General features: G+C 47.0%; 1 protein-coding gene. It reads right to left on the bottom strand.

Annotated features, from left to right (window positions below; genetic code table 11):
• Nucleotides 1–29: 29 nt before the first annotated feature.
• Entirely contained in the window at nt 30–23,246 is a 23,217-nt protein-coding gene (locus tag H6786_00940) for a DUF2341 domain-containing protein (protein ID MCB9815936.1), read from the bottom strand.
• Nucleotides 23,247–23,450 lie beyond the last annotated feature (204 nt).

Genomic DNA, 23,450 nt, shown 5'->3' with positions numbered 1-23,450 from the left:
GTTTTTGAAACAAATGAGCACTCATGTTACTAATCTGAGATTGCTGTAAAAGTGTTGACGCCACTATGTGGGTTACTTGCAACTCCGAATGGCACCTCTACTCCCCAGTAGACATCATCACTAATAAGCGGACTATCGACGAGTGGCTTATTCAGATCTACCTCAAGATCACTACCAACTACACTCAGAGCTGAACAGCTAGTACAGGATTCATAGTTAAACGTGGACGTTGCATACAATTGCTGAGCAGCTGGGATAATCGATGCGACACCATCGGTCATATCAGTACCAGCAATCTCAACATCAATCGCCTCATTTCCAAGATTCAGAAGTGAAACAGAAGGATTAAATGCTCCGGTATTTTGATTTATATCTACAGTTCCATAGTTGATTGCACTCTGGACTTCAAGTGCCCGTAGAGTCAGTAGTTCCACGCCAATAGATGTGTCAAAGTCAACACCTCCTCCAAGATCGCTTACTTCCATAAAAGCAAACCATTCCTCGCCACCATCATTATCAGTTGGATCTGCGTGGAATTGGAAATCAGCGCTACACGACAGCGTACACGTAGTTGCTGTGCAGCTACTAAAGCTACAGGTACTGGTAGCAACATAACAATCATTGTTATCTGGTGTACAGGACGCACCAACAGAGGTCTTGTAGAAGGTTGTGGTTGCGAGGTACAAATCAGCAACACCATTTAGGTCAGTAACTGTGGTGGAGGCTACAACTGTCGTGGTTGCTCCTGGTGTCAATGTGATATCAAGACCACTGTTAAGGCTAACAGTATCCAACGATGGGTCAAATGCGAGCGTTAACTCAGGAAGCTTCGCGTAGGAGTCCAAGGTTGCACCTCCATCAGTTACTCGGAAACAGTATGCGTCATTGGTTGCGTTCACCGTCAGAGCAATAGCATATTCAACTTCAGTGTACCGATTCTGAATGAGATCAAGATTGCTGGTCTGATTACTGGTATTTGCCACAATTTCACCAGCCACAAAATCACCAGCTGCTGTCACCAAATGATCCGTTGTCGGATCGCCATTTGTAGTACTCGCAGAAGTGGTCATACAGATTGCTGAAGTGCCACAACTAGCAGCAACCGGCACCGCCGTAAACGAACCACCTGAGACAGCCTGACAGCTCGGAGCAGCGAGGCGAGGAGCGAACTCAAGTCTGAAGTTTTGATTCTCAATATCGAGACCTGTATTTTCAATACCGATACGCAAGCGTGCTGTTTCATTAAAGGCCAGTCCACTCAGCGCAGTATCTTGAGCAGCAGCCCATGTTGCACCGCCTGTTACTTGCTCGTCACCAAAGTACACCACCGGTACAGAATCTGTCCGCGGCCATGCGACGACACTATCCCAGCCACCATTTTGGAACCAGAAGGTGAATCCAATACCTCCTGATGAATACGTACTGTCAGTGGCTGAAGTAGTGGCTACCAAACTTCCTGCAGCCGTATAGAGCGCAACATCAATGGTATCGTCAGTTTGCCAGTCAATTTCAACTTCATACCAACCGGTACTAAATGTCGCATTAGCAGTATCAAGTAGCGTACCTGTTGAATCTGTGTTCTGCACATCCTTTACCAAAGAGATTCGATCTGTTCCAAATTGTTCAAGACAAACAGCATAGTTGTTGTTATTGGTCACTGGAGACTGCACCGCGAACATGGTACACACCTCATCACCACTACCGGCTGTAGTATCGACATACTGCATGTATCTGATGATCTGCCCTTGCGAAACAGTTACGTCGGTACGAGCAATACCATCAGTCGCTTTAGCGCTCTCATTCCCGGCAGTATCAAGTCCATATCCTCCACCGTAAGCAAAGGTGCCAGCCGTATTGAACAAGTGTGTATCACCTGAATATTCACTGATGTCATTGTCCTCAAAGTCATCGTACACATCAAAGGTATTGCTCGCATCACTACTTGATGTAGCAGACACATTACCGTAGTACATGTAAATCTCTGTTACTGCATCAGCAGCAAGTGTTGGCACCTTAATCCACACTGTAGCTTCCGAGCCAGTATTGTAGCGCTCCTTCCAGTATTCAATTGAAGTTGTGCCTGATGCGTCAGTAAAGCGAAGATCATCGAAGTCAGTTTGCATGTCGGCATCGTACGGCACTGTCAACTTAACTGCGACGTCTGTGTACGGTGTTGCGTCAGAGTTAATGACACGAACTCGTTGCCGCTTACTCCAACTGGTGTTGAACCAAGTACTCGAAACAGCTCCTTCCCCGCCATCATCATTTCTCCAGCGGTACGTAGTTTGTTCAGTGAGGAGACACTGACTATCGTCCCAACGCACCGAACTACAATCATCGCTTCCATCAACGTCATATGCCTCACCCCAGAGATCACCCAGAGATCCTGTAAAGCTCCAACTGTTTGTGGTTGTTGCGTCAAGTGTGACGTTAGCCCCAGGAGTGAAGCCACCAGTCGCAAATCGAGTATCTGTAATGAGTAGTGACGCGTTTGTGTCCAACGTCGTCGACGCTAGTGTAATTAATGTCCCGCCGTTTGCTGCCTGTTCAAAATCACCATCATCCAAAGAAGTGATCATTAGCGTGCCGAGCAACTGCAGACCAGCTGCATCGAGATTTCGGAAGGAGTAGGTATCAGCATTCAAGATACCATCTGTCGCACTAAAGGTGTACGTACCAGAACCCTGATTAGTTACTGATGTCGTTGCACCTGAGCCGCCAAGCATATTGAGCACACCACCATCGAGAGTCACTGCTGCACCGCCCGCAATTGAAACCATAGCCTGTCGTGACGAACCACCAAGAGCAGTTCCATCAAAATCTGTCGAGTAGTTCCAGTATTCAGTCGTAGTGGCAATGTGATAATCACCATAAATGTTTAACGCACCATCAGTACCAGCATGATCTTGCGAATACCATGAGGCGGTCGCAGCAACTACGGTCGCGGTCGCAGCAGTGTTCCAAGTACTAATATCACTGTTTGCACCAATCTCAAGAATATTGTATTGCTCAGTACTGATCAGTTTACCACCAATTTCGTACTCATTGGCTCCGTCAAGTACTATGCGTGTACCTTGCCAGTCAGTCGCACTACCACCAACGAGATTGGTGAAGACTCCACCAACGTACAAGCGAGTTCCTGAACTCATGGTGAACGAAGTCGCTCCAGTGAGTGCAAAGTTACGTGTGGTCGTTGCATTACTCAACACTGTCCAGCCACCAGCTAGACTACCGAAGGTTGCATTATAGAGAGCATTGTCACCCAGATCGACCGTTTCTCCAGTATCACTTGAGTTGAACAAGACGGTACCATTATTGTGTGCAAACACTGCAGCACTCGTGTCAAAGGAACCAGCAACAGACAGCGTGCCAGCACCAGCAGTGAAAGTGCCTGAAGTGATTGTCAGATCACCAAGAAGTGCCGCTGACGCATCAGACAAAGTGTAGTCACCACCACCCGCCTGAACATCAACGCTATACAGATCACTGCCGCTAAGTGTAAGGATTGAGCTACCAGCCGTATCGATAAGCTTCACCAGACCGTTGTTGTGCAGCACCGTATCGAGCACCACAAAATTTCCATCAACAGTTATCGTTCCACCTGGGAGTGTCACTGTACCGTTTGCTACAATAAAGTCAGCCGTTGTTGTTGCTCTCACATCTGACATCGACCAACTACCTGCTCCAGCAAAGAACACAGTTGCAGCATCTGATCCATTAAAGGAGACATCATTCCCTGCGTCACTCGCTGTGAACGCAAGAACGCCGCTATTTGCGTCGAATGTACCGCCACTAACTGTGAAAGATCCGCCGATGGTGGTTGTCGCAGCCGGCAAAGTAATTGATCCAGTTGACTGCACATAATCACCTGCAACTGAAAGGTTTGTGTCTGAAACTGTCCAGCTACCACTACCGTTAAGCTCAAGATTGTAGAATCCACTTTCGTTTGTATCGATAGTTCTTGCTGCACCCGATGTTGTGAACGTGGTGGTTGACTGTCCTGGATTAAAGACTGCACTTGATCCAGAAATGAGACTTCCACCGATCGTGTACACCTCGCCAGAGCCGCCACTAAAGGTTGCGCCCGTTCGAAGCTCAAACGTTCCATCATGCGCTCCTCCAGCACCACCTCCAGAGATAGTGACGTCGCCATTTGGATCAAATTGCTTATTGTTCCATACGATCAATTTTGTATCTGATGGGAGTGTCAAAGAGTCGCCGCCCGCTGTCTCAACATCGAATAGTACATCGGGGTCATCGTCACTATCCCATGTGCCCATATCAGCCACTGTCATCGGAGCCGCAGCTTCATGCTTAATGATGACTCGATCTTCATACAAATCAAAATTGTTAATTGAAGAAATCGGATCTTGAGTGATGGTTGTAGCCTTTTCAGCCTCTCCATTAATATACACAGTCAACGTATTGCCCAAGCCATAACTAACACCTGTAAATGAATACACACCCGTACCAATAGCACATGTCGTGTCGTAGAAGGTTGAACCATTCACGCTGAGGCGAATACTATTTGTAGAACTATCACAAACCGTCGCACCCATTGGTGATGAACCTTCATCACTGTAGACAGTACCAGAGATGTTGATAATAGCAGCTGAATCTTGCCAAGTGATGTAGCCAGGATCTCCCCCCGGATCAACATCTTTTGCTTCACCGCCAAGGTTCCCGTATATGTTCACATAACGCCACGCACTCGCACTGGTTCCAGTTGCAGTTACGTTGAAGGCACTTATCGCTGTCGTAGTTGCCATACTGATGTAGTTGTATTCTTGTGCTGGATTTACGTCGATTACCATGCCACCCACTGTCATGGTCGAGCCGCCTGCAATCGCCACTTCAAAATCACCATATGACAGATCCGAAACATTCGGCACACCGGTGAAGATGAGACCATCGCTCGTAGTGTCTCGCACCACGTAGTAATTCATTACCACATCAGTGTCACCTGCAAGTGTCATTTCGTAGGTTCCGCTCGTTGCTGAGATGGTTGTTGAAGCTGTATCAGCGCCAATGACAGAAAGCGAACCACTTGTGTACAAAACCGAACCTCCGCTCTCGATCTCTACAACCGCCTGACGTGACGAACCGCCAAGTGCAGTTCCATCAAAGTCTGTCGCGTAGCTCCAATGATCGTCGTATGTGTCACTCATCAGATCACCATAAATATACAAGTATCCGTCAACACCTTGATGATCCATTGAATATAGCGAACTTCCAGCTGCTGTGGTAACTGCGGTAGTGGTCGAATTCCAGAATCGAGGATGCGTATTATTTGATACAACTACATTCTCATACGCATCGCCTGTAGACTTACTATTTATTACATATGCCGTTCCACTGTATAAACTCAAAGTTGTGTTGGTCCAGGTTGTGTTTGTGTCTGACATGCTGTTCGTGAACGAGCCACCAACCGCCAAAGCCTCCCCGCTCGCTAAAGTAAATGAGCCAGTATTCAATGTGAAACTCGCTGTTGCAGTAGCACTCTCTGTAAAGGTGTATGTCGCAGTACCAAGAACATTGACATTTGCAAATGATGATCCGCCCGCAGCAACCGATGCGCTACCACCAGACTTAGAGAACTGGACTGTTCCACCATTCGCAGTAAAGGTTCCGTCGTTATCCCAGTTACCGAGCACAGTCAAAAGTGCTGAGTTACTTCCAAGCAGTGAGCCAAGCGTGCCAATATGCACCGATCCACCAACAGCAGTTACAGGGTCATTGGTGTTTAGATTAAGAGTCGAAGTACCAAGCGCACCAACGGTTAGATTGCCCAAGACCTGTAATCCAGTACTAGGCGCAGCCGCAGTGACACTACCGCCACTTTCAGTATCAATGACTAAGTTTCTATATGTAGTACGCAAGACATTTGGTGTCGCACCACTATATCGAATGGTACTCGTTCCTTCGAGGAAGGTTCCACTCTCAACAAACGTGTTGCCGTTTCCTTGAATATCCCACACAGAACCAAAAGCATCAAGGAAGTGCGCCGTAGAAATCGTAAGAATGTTACGTACTGTAGTTGTCGCATTTGAGGCGCGAGTAGTAACACCGGCAACAGAGCCACTACCGAGCGTTAGGTTATAGAAATTCCATTCGTTAGAACCACCTAGTGTGTTTGTATTATTGATTCTTGTCGTGCCTCCGGTCATATCAACAAGACCATCACCGTAGAGAGAACCATTAGTAACTGTTACATTTGCAATACCGGAAAGCGTACCATCAGCCACAAGAATGTCAGTCTGGGCTGTGATAGGAGTCAATACGCGCCACTCACCTCCAGTTCCCGTGAACGCAAGATCGTAAAAAGTAAAGGTAGAACTTGCAGACGAGGTTATAGTTTGTCCAGTTGAGGTCGATGTGAAGGTCACCAAACTTGAAGCACCAGTAAAGGTAGCACCTGTCTCACCATGGAATGAGCCGCCGATAGTAATGCTATGGGTACTTGAACTGGTGAAGGTCGCCCCCGCACCGATTGCCAATGAGCCATCAGCCGTAGTGGTACCGTTACCCTGGAGATCAATTGTTCCGTATGGAGCGAATTCTTTATTGTTCCACACGTAAAGACCACTGCCTGGCAGTATAGCGAGGTCATCAGGAGATCCGGCAGTAGCACTAAATGGGAGATCAACATCATCACTGTTATCAAAGATCACCATGTCAGCAATAGTAAGCGGTGCTGAATCTTCATGACGCACGATAACTCGATTCTCGTACAGATCCATATCAGCGATTTCACTCGGGACTGATATGGCAGCAGGACGAAGTGCAAACTGTCCAGTATTCACGTCGTCAGTGCTACCACCGGTAATCACAGCTGCGCCGGTATTGCCGTATGATGGCATTGAGCGGCCTGCCAGAGCCAAGAGGCGATTATTAGTGACAGCGTCCTGAACAAGCGTGTCCCAAGGAGTGCCTGGCATATCCAAGTTTGAATCATCAATGACGTACCACGCAGCAAGCACATAGGCTCCATCCGTCACGGTGGTAACTGCCGGTGCAGCAGGTGAAGAATCGTTTTGGAGATTACTCCATGACGGAGAAACATCAAAAATATTTGTCGTATCTACCCCATCAAATGACCCGATCCAGTATGAGTACTCCTCAACACTAGTATCATTACTCGTAAAGTTGTAAGTCGACGGCTCTAATCCAGCATTGGTCACTACGTGATACCAGATTGCAGTGTACATATCATTACCGGTAGCCTCGATTCGTTCAGAACCAAGCACCCAACCAGATGGCGCTGTAATATTGAAGTCGTCTTCCTTACCAATCACCACCACTAGCACATCACCATTTTCAACATGTGGACTTGGTACAACAATATCAGCTGCTGCAGCAACAGTGCCGTAATCATTTGCCTGGTCTCGCAACATCACCACGCCATACGGAGAACCACTATTACCAAGCGGTGTCTTTGTGACTGCTGCCGCAATTGCCGAACTACTGCCTGTTGGACTTGCCGCAGGACGGAACACAAACTGACCTACATGTGTCTCACGACTTGCAATGATACCTGTGGTGGTTGCATCACCAGTTGCCCCAGCAGTTGGCATCGCAAGCGATGCAACGCTCAAGTTGTTCGTTTCAGGACCTACCAAATTGTCAGCTCGACTCTCCCATGCATAAACTGGTGGCACAGTTTCGGTATCACGATAGGTATACCAAGCAGAAAGTACTAAGGCACCATTGGTAACCGTGGTCACTTCTGGAGAAACTGCTGCATATTGATTCTGTAACTTCGTCCAGGTACTCGCCACATCAATCGGTGTGCTTGTATCAACATTTATTAATGAACCCATCCAATAACTAAATCCCTCACCGTTATCAGCAGTAAAATCGTATGTGGCGGGTTCCGTACTTGCATCAGCTACCACTCTGTACCAGGCACCGGTATCAATTTGATCACCCGTAGTATTACCCAAGGTATCGATTGCGGTCCAACCGGCTGGCTCAGTGATAGTCGGATCATCATCTTTACCGGCAATCAGCACCAACACCGACCCATCAACTACACTTGGCCGACTCACTGTCATTACACCGCCCCCCACTGTGCCAGTACCAGTAGTCTCATCGTAAATTGACACATTGACCTGCGGCGTTGCAGCGCTACTTTCAAGATACGTAACTATCTCAGGCTCACCAGTATACGTGATACCAGTAACAGCATAACTACCATCAAACGGATCACATGGTGCAGTGTATGTATCAGTACCATCAAGCACAACAGTTACAACTTCGGTAGAACCGTTACATACTGGGTACGTTTCTGGAGTCACGCCATCATCTTGGAACACGATACCTGAGATCGTAATTGCGAAGTTACTATCATCCCACTGAATCGAACCCGGATCTCCATCATCATTATCAAATGCTTCACCGTATAAATTGCCTGAACCATTTGAGAAAAGCCAAAAAGTAGAAGGAACGCCATCGACTGAAACGTTGTACTGGAATGTCTGCGCGGCACTGGTCGCATAGAAAGCGCTAGGTGTCAAAAGGTTATTGTACTCAGCATCAATGCGCGCAGTCGATGGTTCAGATGTTGTAAAGCGCAATTCGTCGATATCGATATCCATGTATGTACCACCTGTATACCGACCGATCTGGAGACCGGTCTGTGAAGGATTTTCACCACTAGCGGTCTGCGGATACGTATCGCGCAATATGTTGTCCTCATAAATATCAACAGACTCTGTATCTGCAGACCGGCCAATTGTCGTGAAATGATGCCAGATGGTATTGTTGCGAGCAAAGGCATAGTCGCTACCAGTCAGTTCACCAAAGCGGTTATACCCAGTAGTACCGGTGTACCACGGTAGGAACGCAATACAGGTATCAGCAACACAACTAGTTCCAAATTCCCACAATGCTCCTGTATCAGCCGCTGACTGGAAGTACAAACCTGAAGAAATTAGATCTTGACCAGCTGGCCACGTCCAGCCAATACTTTGCAACGTAACATTTCCTGCTGTCATATCGATCGCCGTACCTATCTGGCCAGACGTTGTAGCCGCAGCACCAACAGTTGGAAATAGGTTGCGTTCATTCCCTGTCATATCAGTAATCTGAATTGATGGATCTTCATCAAAGTGGTACACCGCTTCGTAATTTACCCATACAGCATTTGCGCCATATTCATCATCTGCACCATATGCTGTTGCGGCAGGATTATCAAAGTGGATGTAGAATGCTGTGTCATTAACAGTCGATAGTTCTGGTGCTAAGAAGTGCAATTCACCAGTCTGTGCAGCGCTATCAATTTCAACTAGGTCGATTGGCAACTCAACTCCCGCATCAGTGGTCACACGAATGTCTCGACCGTCAGACTGAACTCCCGCCCAGAAACCAGCACCCAAAGTTGAAAGATCAACATACAACGGGAACTCAGTCATTGTCTCACTAACCACCCCTGACGGCACAGTAACAACTACTTGATCATTCCAAGCTGGCTCGTAAATACTGTTTGCAGAAGAAGTTGCGAAGTACACGCTTCCGAACTCAGATGACGGCTGCGCATTAACCGTATCTGCATCTACAGTGATACCTGAGCGACCGCCAGCAACTGAAAATGCAGCACGCGTCAGGGTAGAGACTGATGTTCCGCCCGTAAGTGCCAAGCCAATTTTGCCGGTATTTTGGAATGAAGCATAGTCAACAGCAACTGTACCAGCATTAACAGACAGTGAGTATATTCCGGAGATCGCAGAGACCGAAGTGGTAGCACCGCTTGCACCGATCACACCCAACGTGGTTCCCGTTGCCATTTGCACACTTGCACCATGACCAAGCTGGACGGTTACTTGTCGCTCACCACCTCCAGTGAGATCAGTACCATCAAAGTCAGTCGCATACGACCAATACTCACTGCCGCTAGTGCGGATATAGTCACCATAAATTCTCAACACCCCATCGCTGTTATTGTAATCTGGAAGGTAAATTGATGAAGTATCGCGGACTGATGTTGTCGCAATACTTGAATTCCAGATGACAATATCAGTATCACCCAACACGATAACTGTTGCGTAACTGTCACCAGAATCTAGCCGTCCTGTTACTGTATAATCCCCACCTGACAGAGCCAGCGTACTTTGAGTCCAATCTGTTGCAGCAGCTGCAAATTGATTTGAGAAGATACCACCTACTGCCATTGTTGTGTTGGTTGCCTGAGTATAGCTAGCACCATTTGCAAGGGTAAGATTCGCTAGAACTGTCGTTGTCGAAACAGTCCAACCGCCACCAACTCCGTCAAACGCAAGGTTGTAAAAAGAAACATCCCCAAAATCAAAAGTCTCGCCAGTGTCATTACTGTCGAATGTTGTCGTCGCATTATTTGGATCATACGATCCACCAGTATTCTGAGCGGAGCCACCAATGGTAAAATTATTGCTTGGTGCCACCAAATTTGAGAAGTAGATCGAGACATCACCATTGACATCAGTAATAGACTCACTAAGAGTAAATGACGGCACTACTTCCAAATACGCTTGTGACGATGTGCTGTAAAAATTAGCCACATCGGTCAAGTTGTTGTACTCAGTCTCGATCCAGACAGAGCTTGGTACCGTTGTTGCAAAACGCAGCTCATCGATATCAATATCCATGTATGTGTTAGTAGTAAAGCGTCCAATCTGGAGACCGGTCTGTGAGGGGTTTTCTCCTGATCCTGACTGCGTGTACACATCTCGCTGCACGGCATCTTCATAAATCTCTACCGACTCACCATTGGCAGCACGGCCAATAGTCGTAAAGTGGTGCCATACGGAATTGTCTCGTGTGAAGTTGTAGTCAGTTCCCGTCGTTTCACCAAAGTTGTGATACCCTCGTGTCGCATTGTCATACCAAGGTCGAAACGCCAAACAATCATCTGTGGCACATGAAGTACCAAATTCCCACAATGCTCCTGTGTCAAAGTTGTTCTGGAAGTAGAGACCTGATGAAATAAGGTCATCTCCAGATTGCCAGGCCCAGTCAGAATCTTCCATCATAACGTTTGTAGCTGTAGTATCGAGAGCTACGCCCAGTAAACCAGCCGTAGTCGACGGCGTACCGACTGTTGGCGCCAAGTCTTTACCGTTGCCAGTGACGTCAGTTACACCAAATGTTGGATCTTCATTGAAGTGGTATACCGCTTCATATCCAACCCACACATTTTCTGAACCGTACACGCTGTTTGCAGCGGGCAGTTCAGCCGAGGTGTTCCCAAAGTATAGATAAAAACTTGTATCAGCGATACCTGATAGTAATGGTGCCAAGAAGTGCAATTCGCCAGTTTTGGTGCCTGGATCGATCTCAACGACTTCAACTGGCACTTCTGTACTACCGTCAGCTGTTGTAACTCGAATGTCAGCACCGTCTGAAGCAACTGCCGACCAGAACGTTGCTCCAAGAGATCCAAGATCAACATACACTGGGAAGTTAGACAGAGCTCCCGGAACTGACGTTGATGCGATCTGAATGTAGATTCTATTATCCCATGCTGGATCGTACCACCCCGCACTAACACCACTCTGTCCAAAGGACACATCTGCAAATGATGAACCACCAGTCATCACACTCTCATTTTCAAGTGACGCAAATACTACCAAGCCTCCGTTTGCATTAAATGACCCGCCGGTGTTCTGTAGTGTGCCCCCTATACTGAGAGTGCCTGATGGGAAAACAACAGTACCGTCATCGATGATCAGATCACCGCTTGTTGTTGCGTTCGCGTCAGTGAAAGTAAATGTACCTGATCCGTCGAATGTCACATCATACAGAGCGTTGAAGAACTGCGTTCCGTTCAATGTGATCGTAGCAGCGCCGTTACTTATGAACTCAACTTCGGCATTATTGTGCATGAAGTATGAATTGTTGATGAATGAACCACCAACAGTCAGCTTACTATTTGGCAATGTTACGGTACCAGTCGCCACTGTGAAGTCCCCATTCACCACCACCGATGCTTCAGTGAACGCAGGAGTGGTCGTAGCATCGTCAAATGTAATGTGATTGAAAGCTGAGCCTCCTGCAGTAATATTGTGAGTTGCTTCATCGATAACCAGATCTGCAACATATGATTCAATCGAACTCGTCGCATAGAAATTTTGCGGCGTGTACTGGTTGTTGTACTCAGCAGTCATCCAATCCGTGTCGCGAAGCAGGGCGGCAAAACGCAATTCATCAATTTCAGCCTCGAGTGAGCCTGTGGTTCCTTGTCGACCGATCTGCAAACCAGTTCCGTTTGTATTACCAGGATTAGCCACAGTCTGAGCCTGTGACTCTCGAAGAATATTGTCGTGATAGACATAGTTAAAGTCACTGGTAGAAGTCGCACCTAGTGTGAAGAAATGGTTCCAGTTAGAGGTATCACGCGGCGAGAATGTGTATGTATCACCAGTAGTGTTACCAAAATCAAACTCACCATTGTTGGTGGCGTACCATGGGCGGAAGAACAGCTGATCTGGATCTGCGCCGGTACCAAACTGCCAGATAGCTTCACCTGAGGCAGCAGGCATCTTGTACCAGCCAGACGTTGTAAGTGGACTACCTGTTGTCCACTGGAAGTCAGACGCACGCAGCAAACCGCTTACCCCTACTAACGAGATACCGTAACCAAGCTGTCCAGTCGAAGTAGCCAGAGCTTCTGTCTCCACAAGCAAATCATACCCATTACCAGTAGCGTCGGTCACTTGATTACCGATGGTCGTTGGATCATCATGCATGTGGTACACAGCAGTGTACTCAGACCAAACCGCGTTTCGTCCGTATGTGCCAGAGACAAGGTAACCACTCGCGCTTGGATTGTTGTAATACAGGTAGAACGTTGTAGTCGCTGTACCACTGATAGAGTTAGCCAAGAAGTGCAATTCACCAGTTTTGTTTGTCGGGTCAAACGACACTATCTCGTACGGCAACTCAGTCTGACCATCACTTCTAGTAATACGGATATCGTCACCGTCGCTTTGCACATCGCTCCAGAAGTCATCACCTAAGTGAGAAAGGTCCACGTACACCGGGAAATTGGTAAGCGTGCCCGGCACTTCACTGTCTTGAATCACGACCGGAATACGGTCAGTGAAAGCTGTATCTGCATACCAGTCCGCAGAACCGGGGATAATCGGCGGGTACGTACGGTCGTCAACTGTTACCTCAACTGTACTTGACTCAGCATTGAACGTACCTGCATTGACCCAGTCACCGCCGACGTAAATAGTATTATTGCCACCAGCTAACGTATCGTTTGCACCGATAACGACATCATATGCGGCCACATCCGTAGTAACCGTTAGGAAGGTGCTCGCCCCATCAACGACCACATTACCGATATTCTGAGTAGCAGGATTGTTATCGGTCCAGGTCTTGCTGCCAGAGCCGTCAAAGGTTGTGGTTCCCGTACCACTCCAATATCCTCCAGTTCCATTTGTAATATTGCCAGCAACGGTGAAATCATACCCATCACGCGCCAATGTACCACTCGCTACTGTAAGATTTCCTGAAAGATCTAGATCTGCAGCGATGGTAAATGTCGCACCACCCGCACCACTACCAAAACTTAGATTATGGAAGGCTAATGGATCTTCGCTGCTCACGATGGTTTCTGTTCCGGTAGACGCAGTGAGGTTAATTGTAGAAGTATCATTTGATGAGGTTGCGTTGTTGTACCAGGAACCAGAAATATTGAAGGTATTACTATCAAGCTCAATAAAACCATCATTTACAAAATCATGTGTATTCGTAACAACACCTCCAGCACTATTTGGAATGTAAATGTTACCTGAGCCAACATACAAATTGGCATCAGTACAGGTCCCTTGACCACACACAGTGAGATTATTGAATCCGTCAACCTGGTAGAAAATGTCTTCATCACCGATTGCGGTACTGTCGTTGAGTCCGAGCAACGCATTGGTGGTAGTACCATTTTCATCAGCTGAAATTGAGAGATGTTGTTCAAACATCTCAACTCCGGTGATGTCACCAGTTCCGTCGTACACAAAGGCGGCAACAGCTTCATTAGCCTCTGCGGCACCATCAACCCACACCGTCACAATGTCTCCTGCAAAGGCAGTAACATTACTCATTGTCCACGTTCCCGCGCTGATCGATCCGGTGCCAGCAACAAGCGATCCATTAACTGCCGCACGCACCGTACCTGACGTAACATTAGTTATGCGATCATACTCCTTGATTGTGCCCGACATATTGACTCCTTCACCCCACTCGAGCTGCCAATCATCCAAAGTCGGACAACCACCCCCGCCACACGTCAGCGTTGCGTACGCCCGAATAACTGGGTACGTATTTATGTCGACACTAGTCAGGTCAATTAGACCACTGTTTATGCCGCTACTGTTGCCAGGTATTTGAGAATCTGGGACAAGCGCATACACGCCTTCACTCACTCGGTATTGTATCTGCACTGTAAGATCACTTGTACCTGCCGTGGTGCTACTCCAGGAGAAATTATCAAACTTCGGGCCAGCTCCATCACTAAAGATAATATCTTCACCTGCGATCGTGCCACTCAGTGCTCCAGTATTATGTCGATCAATAAGACCAGAACTATTCTGGAAAGCGATCACACTTACAACTTCCTGCGTATGCTGATCAGCTGACGCACCATCTTCTAGAATACTCATGAAGATTGAAGTTCCGTTCTGCGTGCCAGAGGTGTCTTTAAGCGCGAAACCTCCGTTACCACCGTCCTCTGCGTTATTGTGGACGACCGTTACAGCTGGTGCGCTTGCAAAGGCAGTCGGGAATGTCTGTGAGTAGCCACCATTGGTTGGCACGTCGTCAACAGCGTCGTTTGAATTAAACGCCTCAAATTGCACACTGTTGTTGGTACCGTTGTTCTGAGGCGCCATGACTATGTAGTCAATGTCTTCAGGTCCCGAATGTGCACTCGTAGTATGGCGACTTACCGCGAGCGCGAGACGCATAGTTGATGCTGTAACCTCGCCATCACGCGTGCTTCCTCCGTCCACATGAGTCGCAATCCAATTGCTGTCGTTGTTACTAGAGACTGTTGCGAGCACCACCGGCGGAGTTGAGAACGCTGGACTGAAGTTGATTGTTACACCAGTCGTATCGTTATATGTATCGATCTGAACGTCGGAGACATCAGCCTCTGTACCAGCCAGTACGCGGGTACCAGAACCTCCATCTGCGATGGTCCAATCTCCTGCTTCCATGACTATGTAGTCGACAATGGTTGAGCCTGTGAAGCCGTCTGTATAATCATCAACCTTGATCTCAAAACTATCAGTTGTTTTGTTGCGTATCCGTGGCGTACGACTATTGCCATGCGAAGAGCCGTCAAACTCAGCCGAAGCAACCACCACCATATCAGTGTATGAGCGCAGGGTGTTAATGGTGAGCCAATTGTTATTTGTAACTACTGCTGTGCCGTACTCACCAATTTCACCACTAACAACAACTGAATCACTCGTTGAAGCAACCACCCCAGTCAATTCCCCTTGCTCAAACTGCGCCTGAGTTGTTTGGTACCAAGTCGAAAGCGTAACCGCAGTATCGACCGTGAACGAATCAGGTTGCGACCATGGAGACCACGAATCACCACCATTTGGATCCTTAGCGCGAGTGCGCCACCAGTACGTAGCACCGTTTGTAAACGGAGTTCCAAATGGAGTACTGAAGGTAATTGTCTGATCAGTAGTAAACGGAGACGTGTCTCCACCATCTAGAGTATTAGCAAACTGCGGACTGGTGCTAGAGTTGTACGTGGTTGATGCTGCTACAAAATCAATATCTGTACTAAATGAGATTTCATACTCAAGATCATCACCTTGCGGGTCGCTCGACACAAAATCAAACACTGGTGTTGTCGTTGGAACCTTCTGATTATCAAATGGATCACCTTGGGTCGGAGTCTCTACGCGCAAGCCCCATCGAACCACCCAATCTTGTATTGAGAGAGTCGTGCCGGTGAGAGTGGCTACTACACGAATTTCGTTGTATGTGCTGGTATCAAGGTCTAGCAAGCTGATTGGCCCAGTAGAAGTACCAGTACTATTGTCAGGTAATACTGAATCAGGCACTAGCGTCCAACTGCCATTGTTGTTGTACTCAATTTGATACGTGATGGAGCCACTGGTTTCAGTGTCATTCCAGTCAAGCTCACCCCAAGCATTACCAAGTGTTGCGTCGTCGAAATCAATTGCAGTACTCACAACAGTGCCTGGACTAGCACTTACAGCAACCTGATCGCTACCAATAGTCACCCCACTATTAGTGTTTGTATTAAATTGCTCGTCAGTAGTCTGGAACCACTCCGAAACAGTCAGTGTTGTGTCAGTTGTGAAGCTAAACGGTGTTGACCACGCACTAGAAGTAGCAGAACCATTTGGATCATCGGCACGGACACGCCAGTAGTATGTCGTCGTTGGTGAAAGCGCGGTGAGGGCCGTAAACCGAATTCGTGCTCCAGAAGTAAACGGGGCTTTATCGGAAGGAGTGTTGATATTTTCAAACAAAGTAAAGTTATCGTCTGAATTCTTATCAATAACAGTTGAACTGAAGTCATAGTCATCGTCTACCTGAACTTGATAATTGATATCATCGTCTGCAATGTCAACCGTAGTAAACTCCAGCACCGGAGTTAAGACGGTTGTGCGTTCATTATCGAAAAAGACAAGCAATGTTGGAACATTTGGTGGACCAACTGTTTCAAGCTCAGGATACGTCGTGTATATCTCAAGCGCAGATCCTTGAGCTCGTGTCAAACGGAAGCAGTAATTAGTGTTAACACTCACGTTTGTTGCCTCAATCACCCAATCATATTCGACTACATCACCAACCGGAACGTCACTCGGCAAGAAATCTGAGTAATTTCGCTCCTCGTACGTACCCGAGATAGTTGTGTCGGTCAGGAGCGTGCTTGGGAGTGTAGCACCATCCGCCACCCCAGCGTTATTGTAGCCAGAAAACGAGGCTGTTGTACTCCCTTGCTCACCAAGGTCAAACCACGCTGTCACCAAATCACACTGCCCACTTGCTGCAGCTGCATACTGAAGCGTAAAGGCATTCGTATCTACTGAACCAGTTGCATTACTTGCCTCTAGATTTAGACGCAATCGCAGTACATCTCCATTGTCAACAGCTCCTGCACCAGTAATAGCCACACCTTCAGTCACTCCTTCAGTGCCAATTTGCCATGGTGTAGTCGGGGTTACCGCAGCTGTATTTTCATACCACATGAAGGATAACTGCTCCCACTCGGCATCTATAGCAAGTTCTTGAGGACCAAATACATATGAAGCAAACTCACCACTACTTTTTCGTCCTTGCACAGTACCCATTATGTTCTTTTCATCTTGCTCAACTGACACATCCTCGTACGTAACGTAGAATGGCACACCATTTGTAGATATGACCTGGTGACCAGCAGTGTAGACAACAGAGTCACCATCCGTACCGAAGTACGCCTTGCCAGGATCATTTGCTCCTGGCGTGCAGGTGCCAGAACTGATCGTACTACCAGAGGAGTCAATTACTTCAAGATCAACACTTGCAAAACGGGGCGAACAGACAACGGCTGCGTACGCACTGTCGTTTGTCATTGCATAGCGAGTTCCAAAATCATGCTGCGCCCAAAACGCTGTAGCCTCATTACCATCAGAGTCTGCAAACTGTACCGCTGCGATTGGTGTTGCTGCACCAGCAAAACGCACAGCAGAACCTGTACCTTCAGAACCGGTTGTACACTGAGTGATATCATCTTTCTCACCCCGAGTTGTACCTGTAGGACTTCCTCCAGAACCATTTGAACAATATACTGTTGGATCCGGATCATCAGCAGTAGCAGATAGATGGAAATACTGAGAATCGACACCGAAAATGTCTCTTGTTGTTGGTGGGTAAGCAACAATACCATCACCAGGATTGGTACTTCTGTGAGAGACCAAAATAGGACTGGTAGACTCGATCACAACACCACTACCGTCCGTCCCGGTTCCCGAATCTGCTGGATCAGTGGTTGCAGTAGCACCAGCCCCTGTAGTGATGTTAAATGTTTGGTTTGCTGTTCCGCTATTACCAATGTACGTGCGTACTGTCGTGCTCGCGTACGGAGACAGCATGTACCAACGGTTGGCTGAGCGGTTAAGCGGAATCGCAAATGTTGTGGTAGCAAAACTAATAGGCGCAATACTATCTGAGCTATCATTACCAGAACCAGTGAGCGTTCCTGAAATAGGACCAAGCGCACTAATCACAGACGTGTTTGAGACTGAACCAAACGTAGTTGACTCTCCTTGATCAAGAGCGATTGCGGCTGCGCCATCGAGTGACACCTCGTTACCATCAATCAAGCTTGTTACCGACAACTGCGTTACACCGCTATTATCTACAACGTAGTACAGATCAGTCGAAGTGCTGTACGAGAAGGTTGCTAGCTCATCACTAACACTTGGGGCACCTACGTTGCCGTAGTAAAGATAAATGACTGCATCTTCGTCAGCCGGCAAATCTTCAACCTGAACCCAGATGTCAGCCTCATCAGCAGTGCTGTCAAAATACTGCAACCAATAATCTAACTCAACGAAAGTAGTGGCCTGGAGGCTTTCAGATGATGAGGTCGAGATGAATGAGCTTTGATTAGCCATGTTGTCATACACAGCTGCAGCCCAACCTTCACTACGAACAACACTTGCAAAGCGTAGTTCGTCCAAAATACCTTCGAAGTTCTCAGCTGTACTAAAGCTACCGCCAAGGGCGTCCTGATCTTGACCAATGATCAGACCACCTGGTTCGATATCGAGCGCAACGATCGGTTGTGGGTCTGGATTTTCATTATCGGGCACACCATTACGATAGAGATTCATTTCGTCAATATCATCCTGTGATGTGGTCATGAAGAACTGCCAAGTGTCATCGTTGTAAGTGGATGGGTTATCAAGAGTAAATGTCTCTCCAGCACCCTGTGAGTACACAACAATTGTCGTATTGTTATCAAGACGTTCCCAGAACTCATTGAATTGAGTACTATTCGCACCGCTTACAATCGTCTGATCTCCAGAAGTTGAAGAAATATGCCACCACGATACAGTATTATCAGTGAGTCCATCCATGACTTGATATGGCAAACTAATGTAGTCAACTTGACTGTCGCCAAACTCCTGACCTGACCCAAAAAGTCCACTCTTACCATTTGATGAGTTTTCGTCATCACCATGATATTCGTTGGCTGTTGAGTCTAAGTACACATCTGGATTACCGGTACCACTAGCGTCTTCGCTAAGGTGGTAAACAGCTTGGAACCCGTTGGTCCACACGTTGTGCGCACCGTAGGTATCATCATCACCATACGCACTTACGTCAGAATTATCGAAGTAGACGTAAAAATCATTGGCGCCTGAGGTTGATAAGTCAGCCTTAAAGTACATTTCACCTGTCCCTGCTCCTGTATTAATCTCTACTATTTCAATTGGCACCTCAGTCACACCATCACCTTCAGTCACTCGTATATCTCGACCATCACTTGCTACACTCGTAAAGAATGAGCTACCCAGTGTTCCAAGATCTAGATACACCGGGAAATCTGTTAGATCCTCTTGGATCTTTGCTGCTGGAATCGATAATCTGATGCGACCATCCCAACTAGTGCTATACCATGACAAGTTGGCGGCATTATTAGGCACCTGAATCGGTTGTAGTACGTACAACTGCTCAGGAGCTTCAAGGGCGATTGATTCTGCTTTTATGCGAGCTTCTGAACGGGTACTCGTTGCAACTCGAAGCTCATCAATAAAGGCATTGATTGAGCCACCCCCTTCTCGACCCACTTCAAATCCGATCGTGTTGGAAGGGTTAGCAATTGTCTGAGCAACACGAAGCACCTCCTTACCGTCTTCAAACGCTATATTCTCCCCAGAAGCGGAGGTTGTACCCATCACCGCAAAGCCATGCCAGGATGTCGTCGCCTGCGGTAAGGTGTTGTATGTAGCGCCACCAGTAACACCAAAGTAGAACAATCCATTGGTTGTGTTGTACCATGGTCTAAACTCTATCTGATCTCCAGCACCGCCATTACCCCACTGAAACAGGCCTTCGTTCTGCTCAGAAGTCATGTAGTACGAACCTGTTACAATCAGCGGATCTCCACCAGGGAATGACCAAGTAGTACTCGAAAGGTATCCAGACCCTGTCCCGGTAAGGTCAACAGCCAAACCAAACTGACCTGTAGTTGTGGCAAGACCAGCACTGAACACCTCTAAATCATTACCATTACCAGTTTCGTCGGCGATGATATTTCCAACTGTCGTTGGATCATCATTAAAGTGATACACCGCATTATAATTTACCCATACTGCCTGAGATCCAAGCGGGTCCGTGTCAGCATATCCAGACAACGTACTATCTCCATAGTACAAGTAATATGTTGTTGCAGACTGGGCCGGCACAGATGACGCCAGGAAATGCAACTCACCCAGCTCAGTCGCAGAATCGAAGTGTGCCAGGTCAATGGCCACTTCTGTACCTCCTGATGTGTACACGCGCACATCACCACCATCGCTTTTAACATTTGTCCAAAAGTCAGACCCAAGCGAAGACAAATCAATTGAAATTGGGAAATCAGTTAGATCAGCATCAACTGATCCAGCAGGAATTTCGATTGGAATGCGATGCGTAAAATCAAAGTCAAGCCAATTATTGACAGCTGTACCTTCATTGCTAAATGTGCCACTTGGCAACTCTTGGATGAATCGGATGTCTGAACCATCACTGTTTACATTACTCCAGAAATCCGTTAAAGCGCTGTCGAGTTCAAAGAAGACTTGGTACTCTGTTTGATCGCTTCCTGTAGGGTTAGAAACCCGTATCGGCATTCGATATGACCACTCAGAAGACCAGAACGGGTCAAGTAGACCATACTCACTATCACCAACAGCTTCAATCCAGTACTCACCACGAGAGAACGGTGGAAATGCAATATTCATCTTGAAGTACAGCGTCTCACCTGGCTGAATAGTGTGAGTATCAGGCGTATGTGTACGTACTTCAAATTGCTCAGGAACCTCCTTCACATCAGGACCAAAGCCAATAAACTGAATCGCCCTTTTGAAGAATCCCGGCTCTGACATTGCCCCTTCAGCTATAGCTGTCTGCACCCAACCCGGCGCATACTTCACAACCTCATATTCTGCCACCTTTACCTGATTCACCCGACATGCGGTATTTGAACCATCTAACTCATCACACTTACGCACAACATTTGTGTTTCGACAAGCATATGCTTCAATCAGATCTTCACCGTCGCCAAGATTAGCTTCATCAGAATTAGCCTCTGACGACGAACTTGTTACATCCGACAACTCGTTGTCATTGTCGATCAAAGTTGTAGTAGAAAACTGCAATAGCGCAGAAACACCTGGCAGTTGCCGTAGCACAGTGGTTGTTGCAGATGATGCTGGAAGATCAAATTCTACCGTAGGAACTTCTATCTCCTCAGTCGAAGTAGCCACCTGTTCAACCTGATTTACTGAATTATCAGAAGCAGTCGACGTGCTGGTTTCCAGTATTTCTGCTGGAGCGGAAATTCTTGGCAAAGAAAGCTGCTGCGACAACTCCTCGAGACTCTCCGCCGTAACTTCACCAGCGTATTCCCAGCCAGCTTCACAGTGATACACATACGGTCGATACTCAGGAACGACAACATCTCTAGGCTTATTTTGTGTAAACTTTTCTATTGACACCACTTCTCCAACCCCATCTGGGAAGTACGCTTGTACCGTAATGTCATCAACCTCGTCGCTCGTGTTCGTTACACTGAAATAGGTTGCCACCTCAGAAAAACCTTCGTACGTACGTTCAGTTGTCTTGATTACCAACGACTCATCAGTGTTGTCGTCAGTAAATTTAAAGCGTAAATGCTCACCATCTGGCAACTGTAAAATATCGCCGCTCAACATCTCATCTGAGTAGCCATCATCAGCCAAAAGAGCTGCAACATCCTGAAGGGGTTCCATTTCAGGGGGCTCAATCGTAAAGAGCTCAAGCCAGACACTCTCGACAAACAGGCCAGAAAGATTGTATGGATCGTCATTGTACTTGAGCTTAACCGACAAGGTATTAAGCGAGACCTGATCAGTGACCTCAGGCAATGCAAAAAGGAAGAAACCGCCGTTGATACTATTTGAAACCTCCTCATCAATAAGAATAGTTCCTGCTGCCAGCCACGTTTGTTCACCATCGACACTGTATACAAGAGAAAATTCAGGAATAGCATCTCTGGTGGTTCGAGTTTGTGCAGCAAATGATAGCCGTAATTGAGCACCAGTTATCTCAACCTGCTCACCAAGTGGATAACCAAAATCATTAAGAGCTATCTCGTACGATCCACAATTTTCAGCGCACGGAGTACTAGATGCAGACTCAGTGTTCTGAGAAGGTTCTACAAAATCAACAGGCTCTGTCTCCACAGACACTTCACTCTGCACAGTCGTTGTCGCTGATGTTGCAACAACATCAGCGACAACTGAAGTGCTTGCGCTTAATAACAGTGCACTCGTTGACACCATCTCACTTTGCGCACCAAAGACGACTGAGTCAGTACTTGTTGGAGATGTCTCCAAATCAAGCTCTGGAGTAGACGTGGACACAACCTTCTCAACTGTTGTAGTTGCAGTCTCCATACCAAAGAATTCGGTAACTGCCTCAACCGCTAAGGCAAATACGGATTCTACTTTTTTCAGCACTGTCGTCGTTGAGAGATCAGTCGAGACAGAATCAGTTGTTGTTACTACGCTAGTTTCTGGCACTATCAAAATATCAGCTTCTGTAGGAGCTTGTGACTCAGCTTTAGCACTCGTGGAAGCATACATCTCGGCAGACTCAATTCCAGGTGTTGATGTGCCACTTTGCTCACCACCAGCAACTGATTCTGCAGATGGAACCACAACATCATCTACTACTTCATTCAAATCTGAATTCTGATCGACCACTGTTTCAATAGACGAATCAACGTACTCTTTCCCACGCTGATACATTGAAGCTCTGCTGAGATTCATGGTCGCTGAATTGATGTCATTAAACTCATCAAACAAAGCGTATTCTTCAAGATTCTGGAAAGTAATAGATTCAAGATTATTCCAACCATCACCCGTAACTACTGACGGAAAGACATGTACGGTTCGAATAGAGTACGCATCTGATGAAAATTGCGCATGCACGTAAGGAAGCGCCACCAGAGCCAGAAGAAGTAAAACAAAGACCTTTGGATGCAAGACTTTTTTGACACCACTAAAACACTGCTTCCTCCGCTCCGGCGCTTTAAAATTGGCTTTTATTCTATTCTTTATTGAGTTGTGCAATCTACTTACACTCACATCAACTACAGCCCCATTCCCCACTTGGTAGAGAAAGGGCTAATTATAATTATACCGCGCACTTTGGTAGAAGTGCGCGGTATATGCATCAAAGTTGTGGAT

Source organism: Candidatus Nomurabacteria bacterium (assembly GCA_020632075.1).
Lineage (GTDB): Bacteria > Patescibacteriota > Minisyncoccia > Phycocordibacterales > UBA918 > OLB19.
The sequence above is the reverse complement of the archived record's forward strand: the minus strand, read 5'-3'. Positions and strand labels throughout refer to the sequence as shown.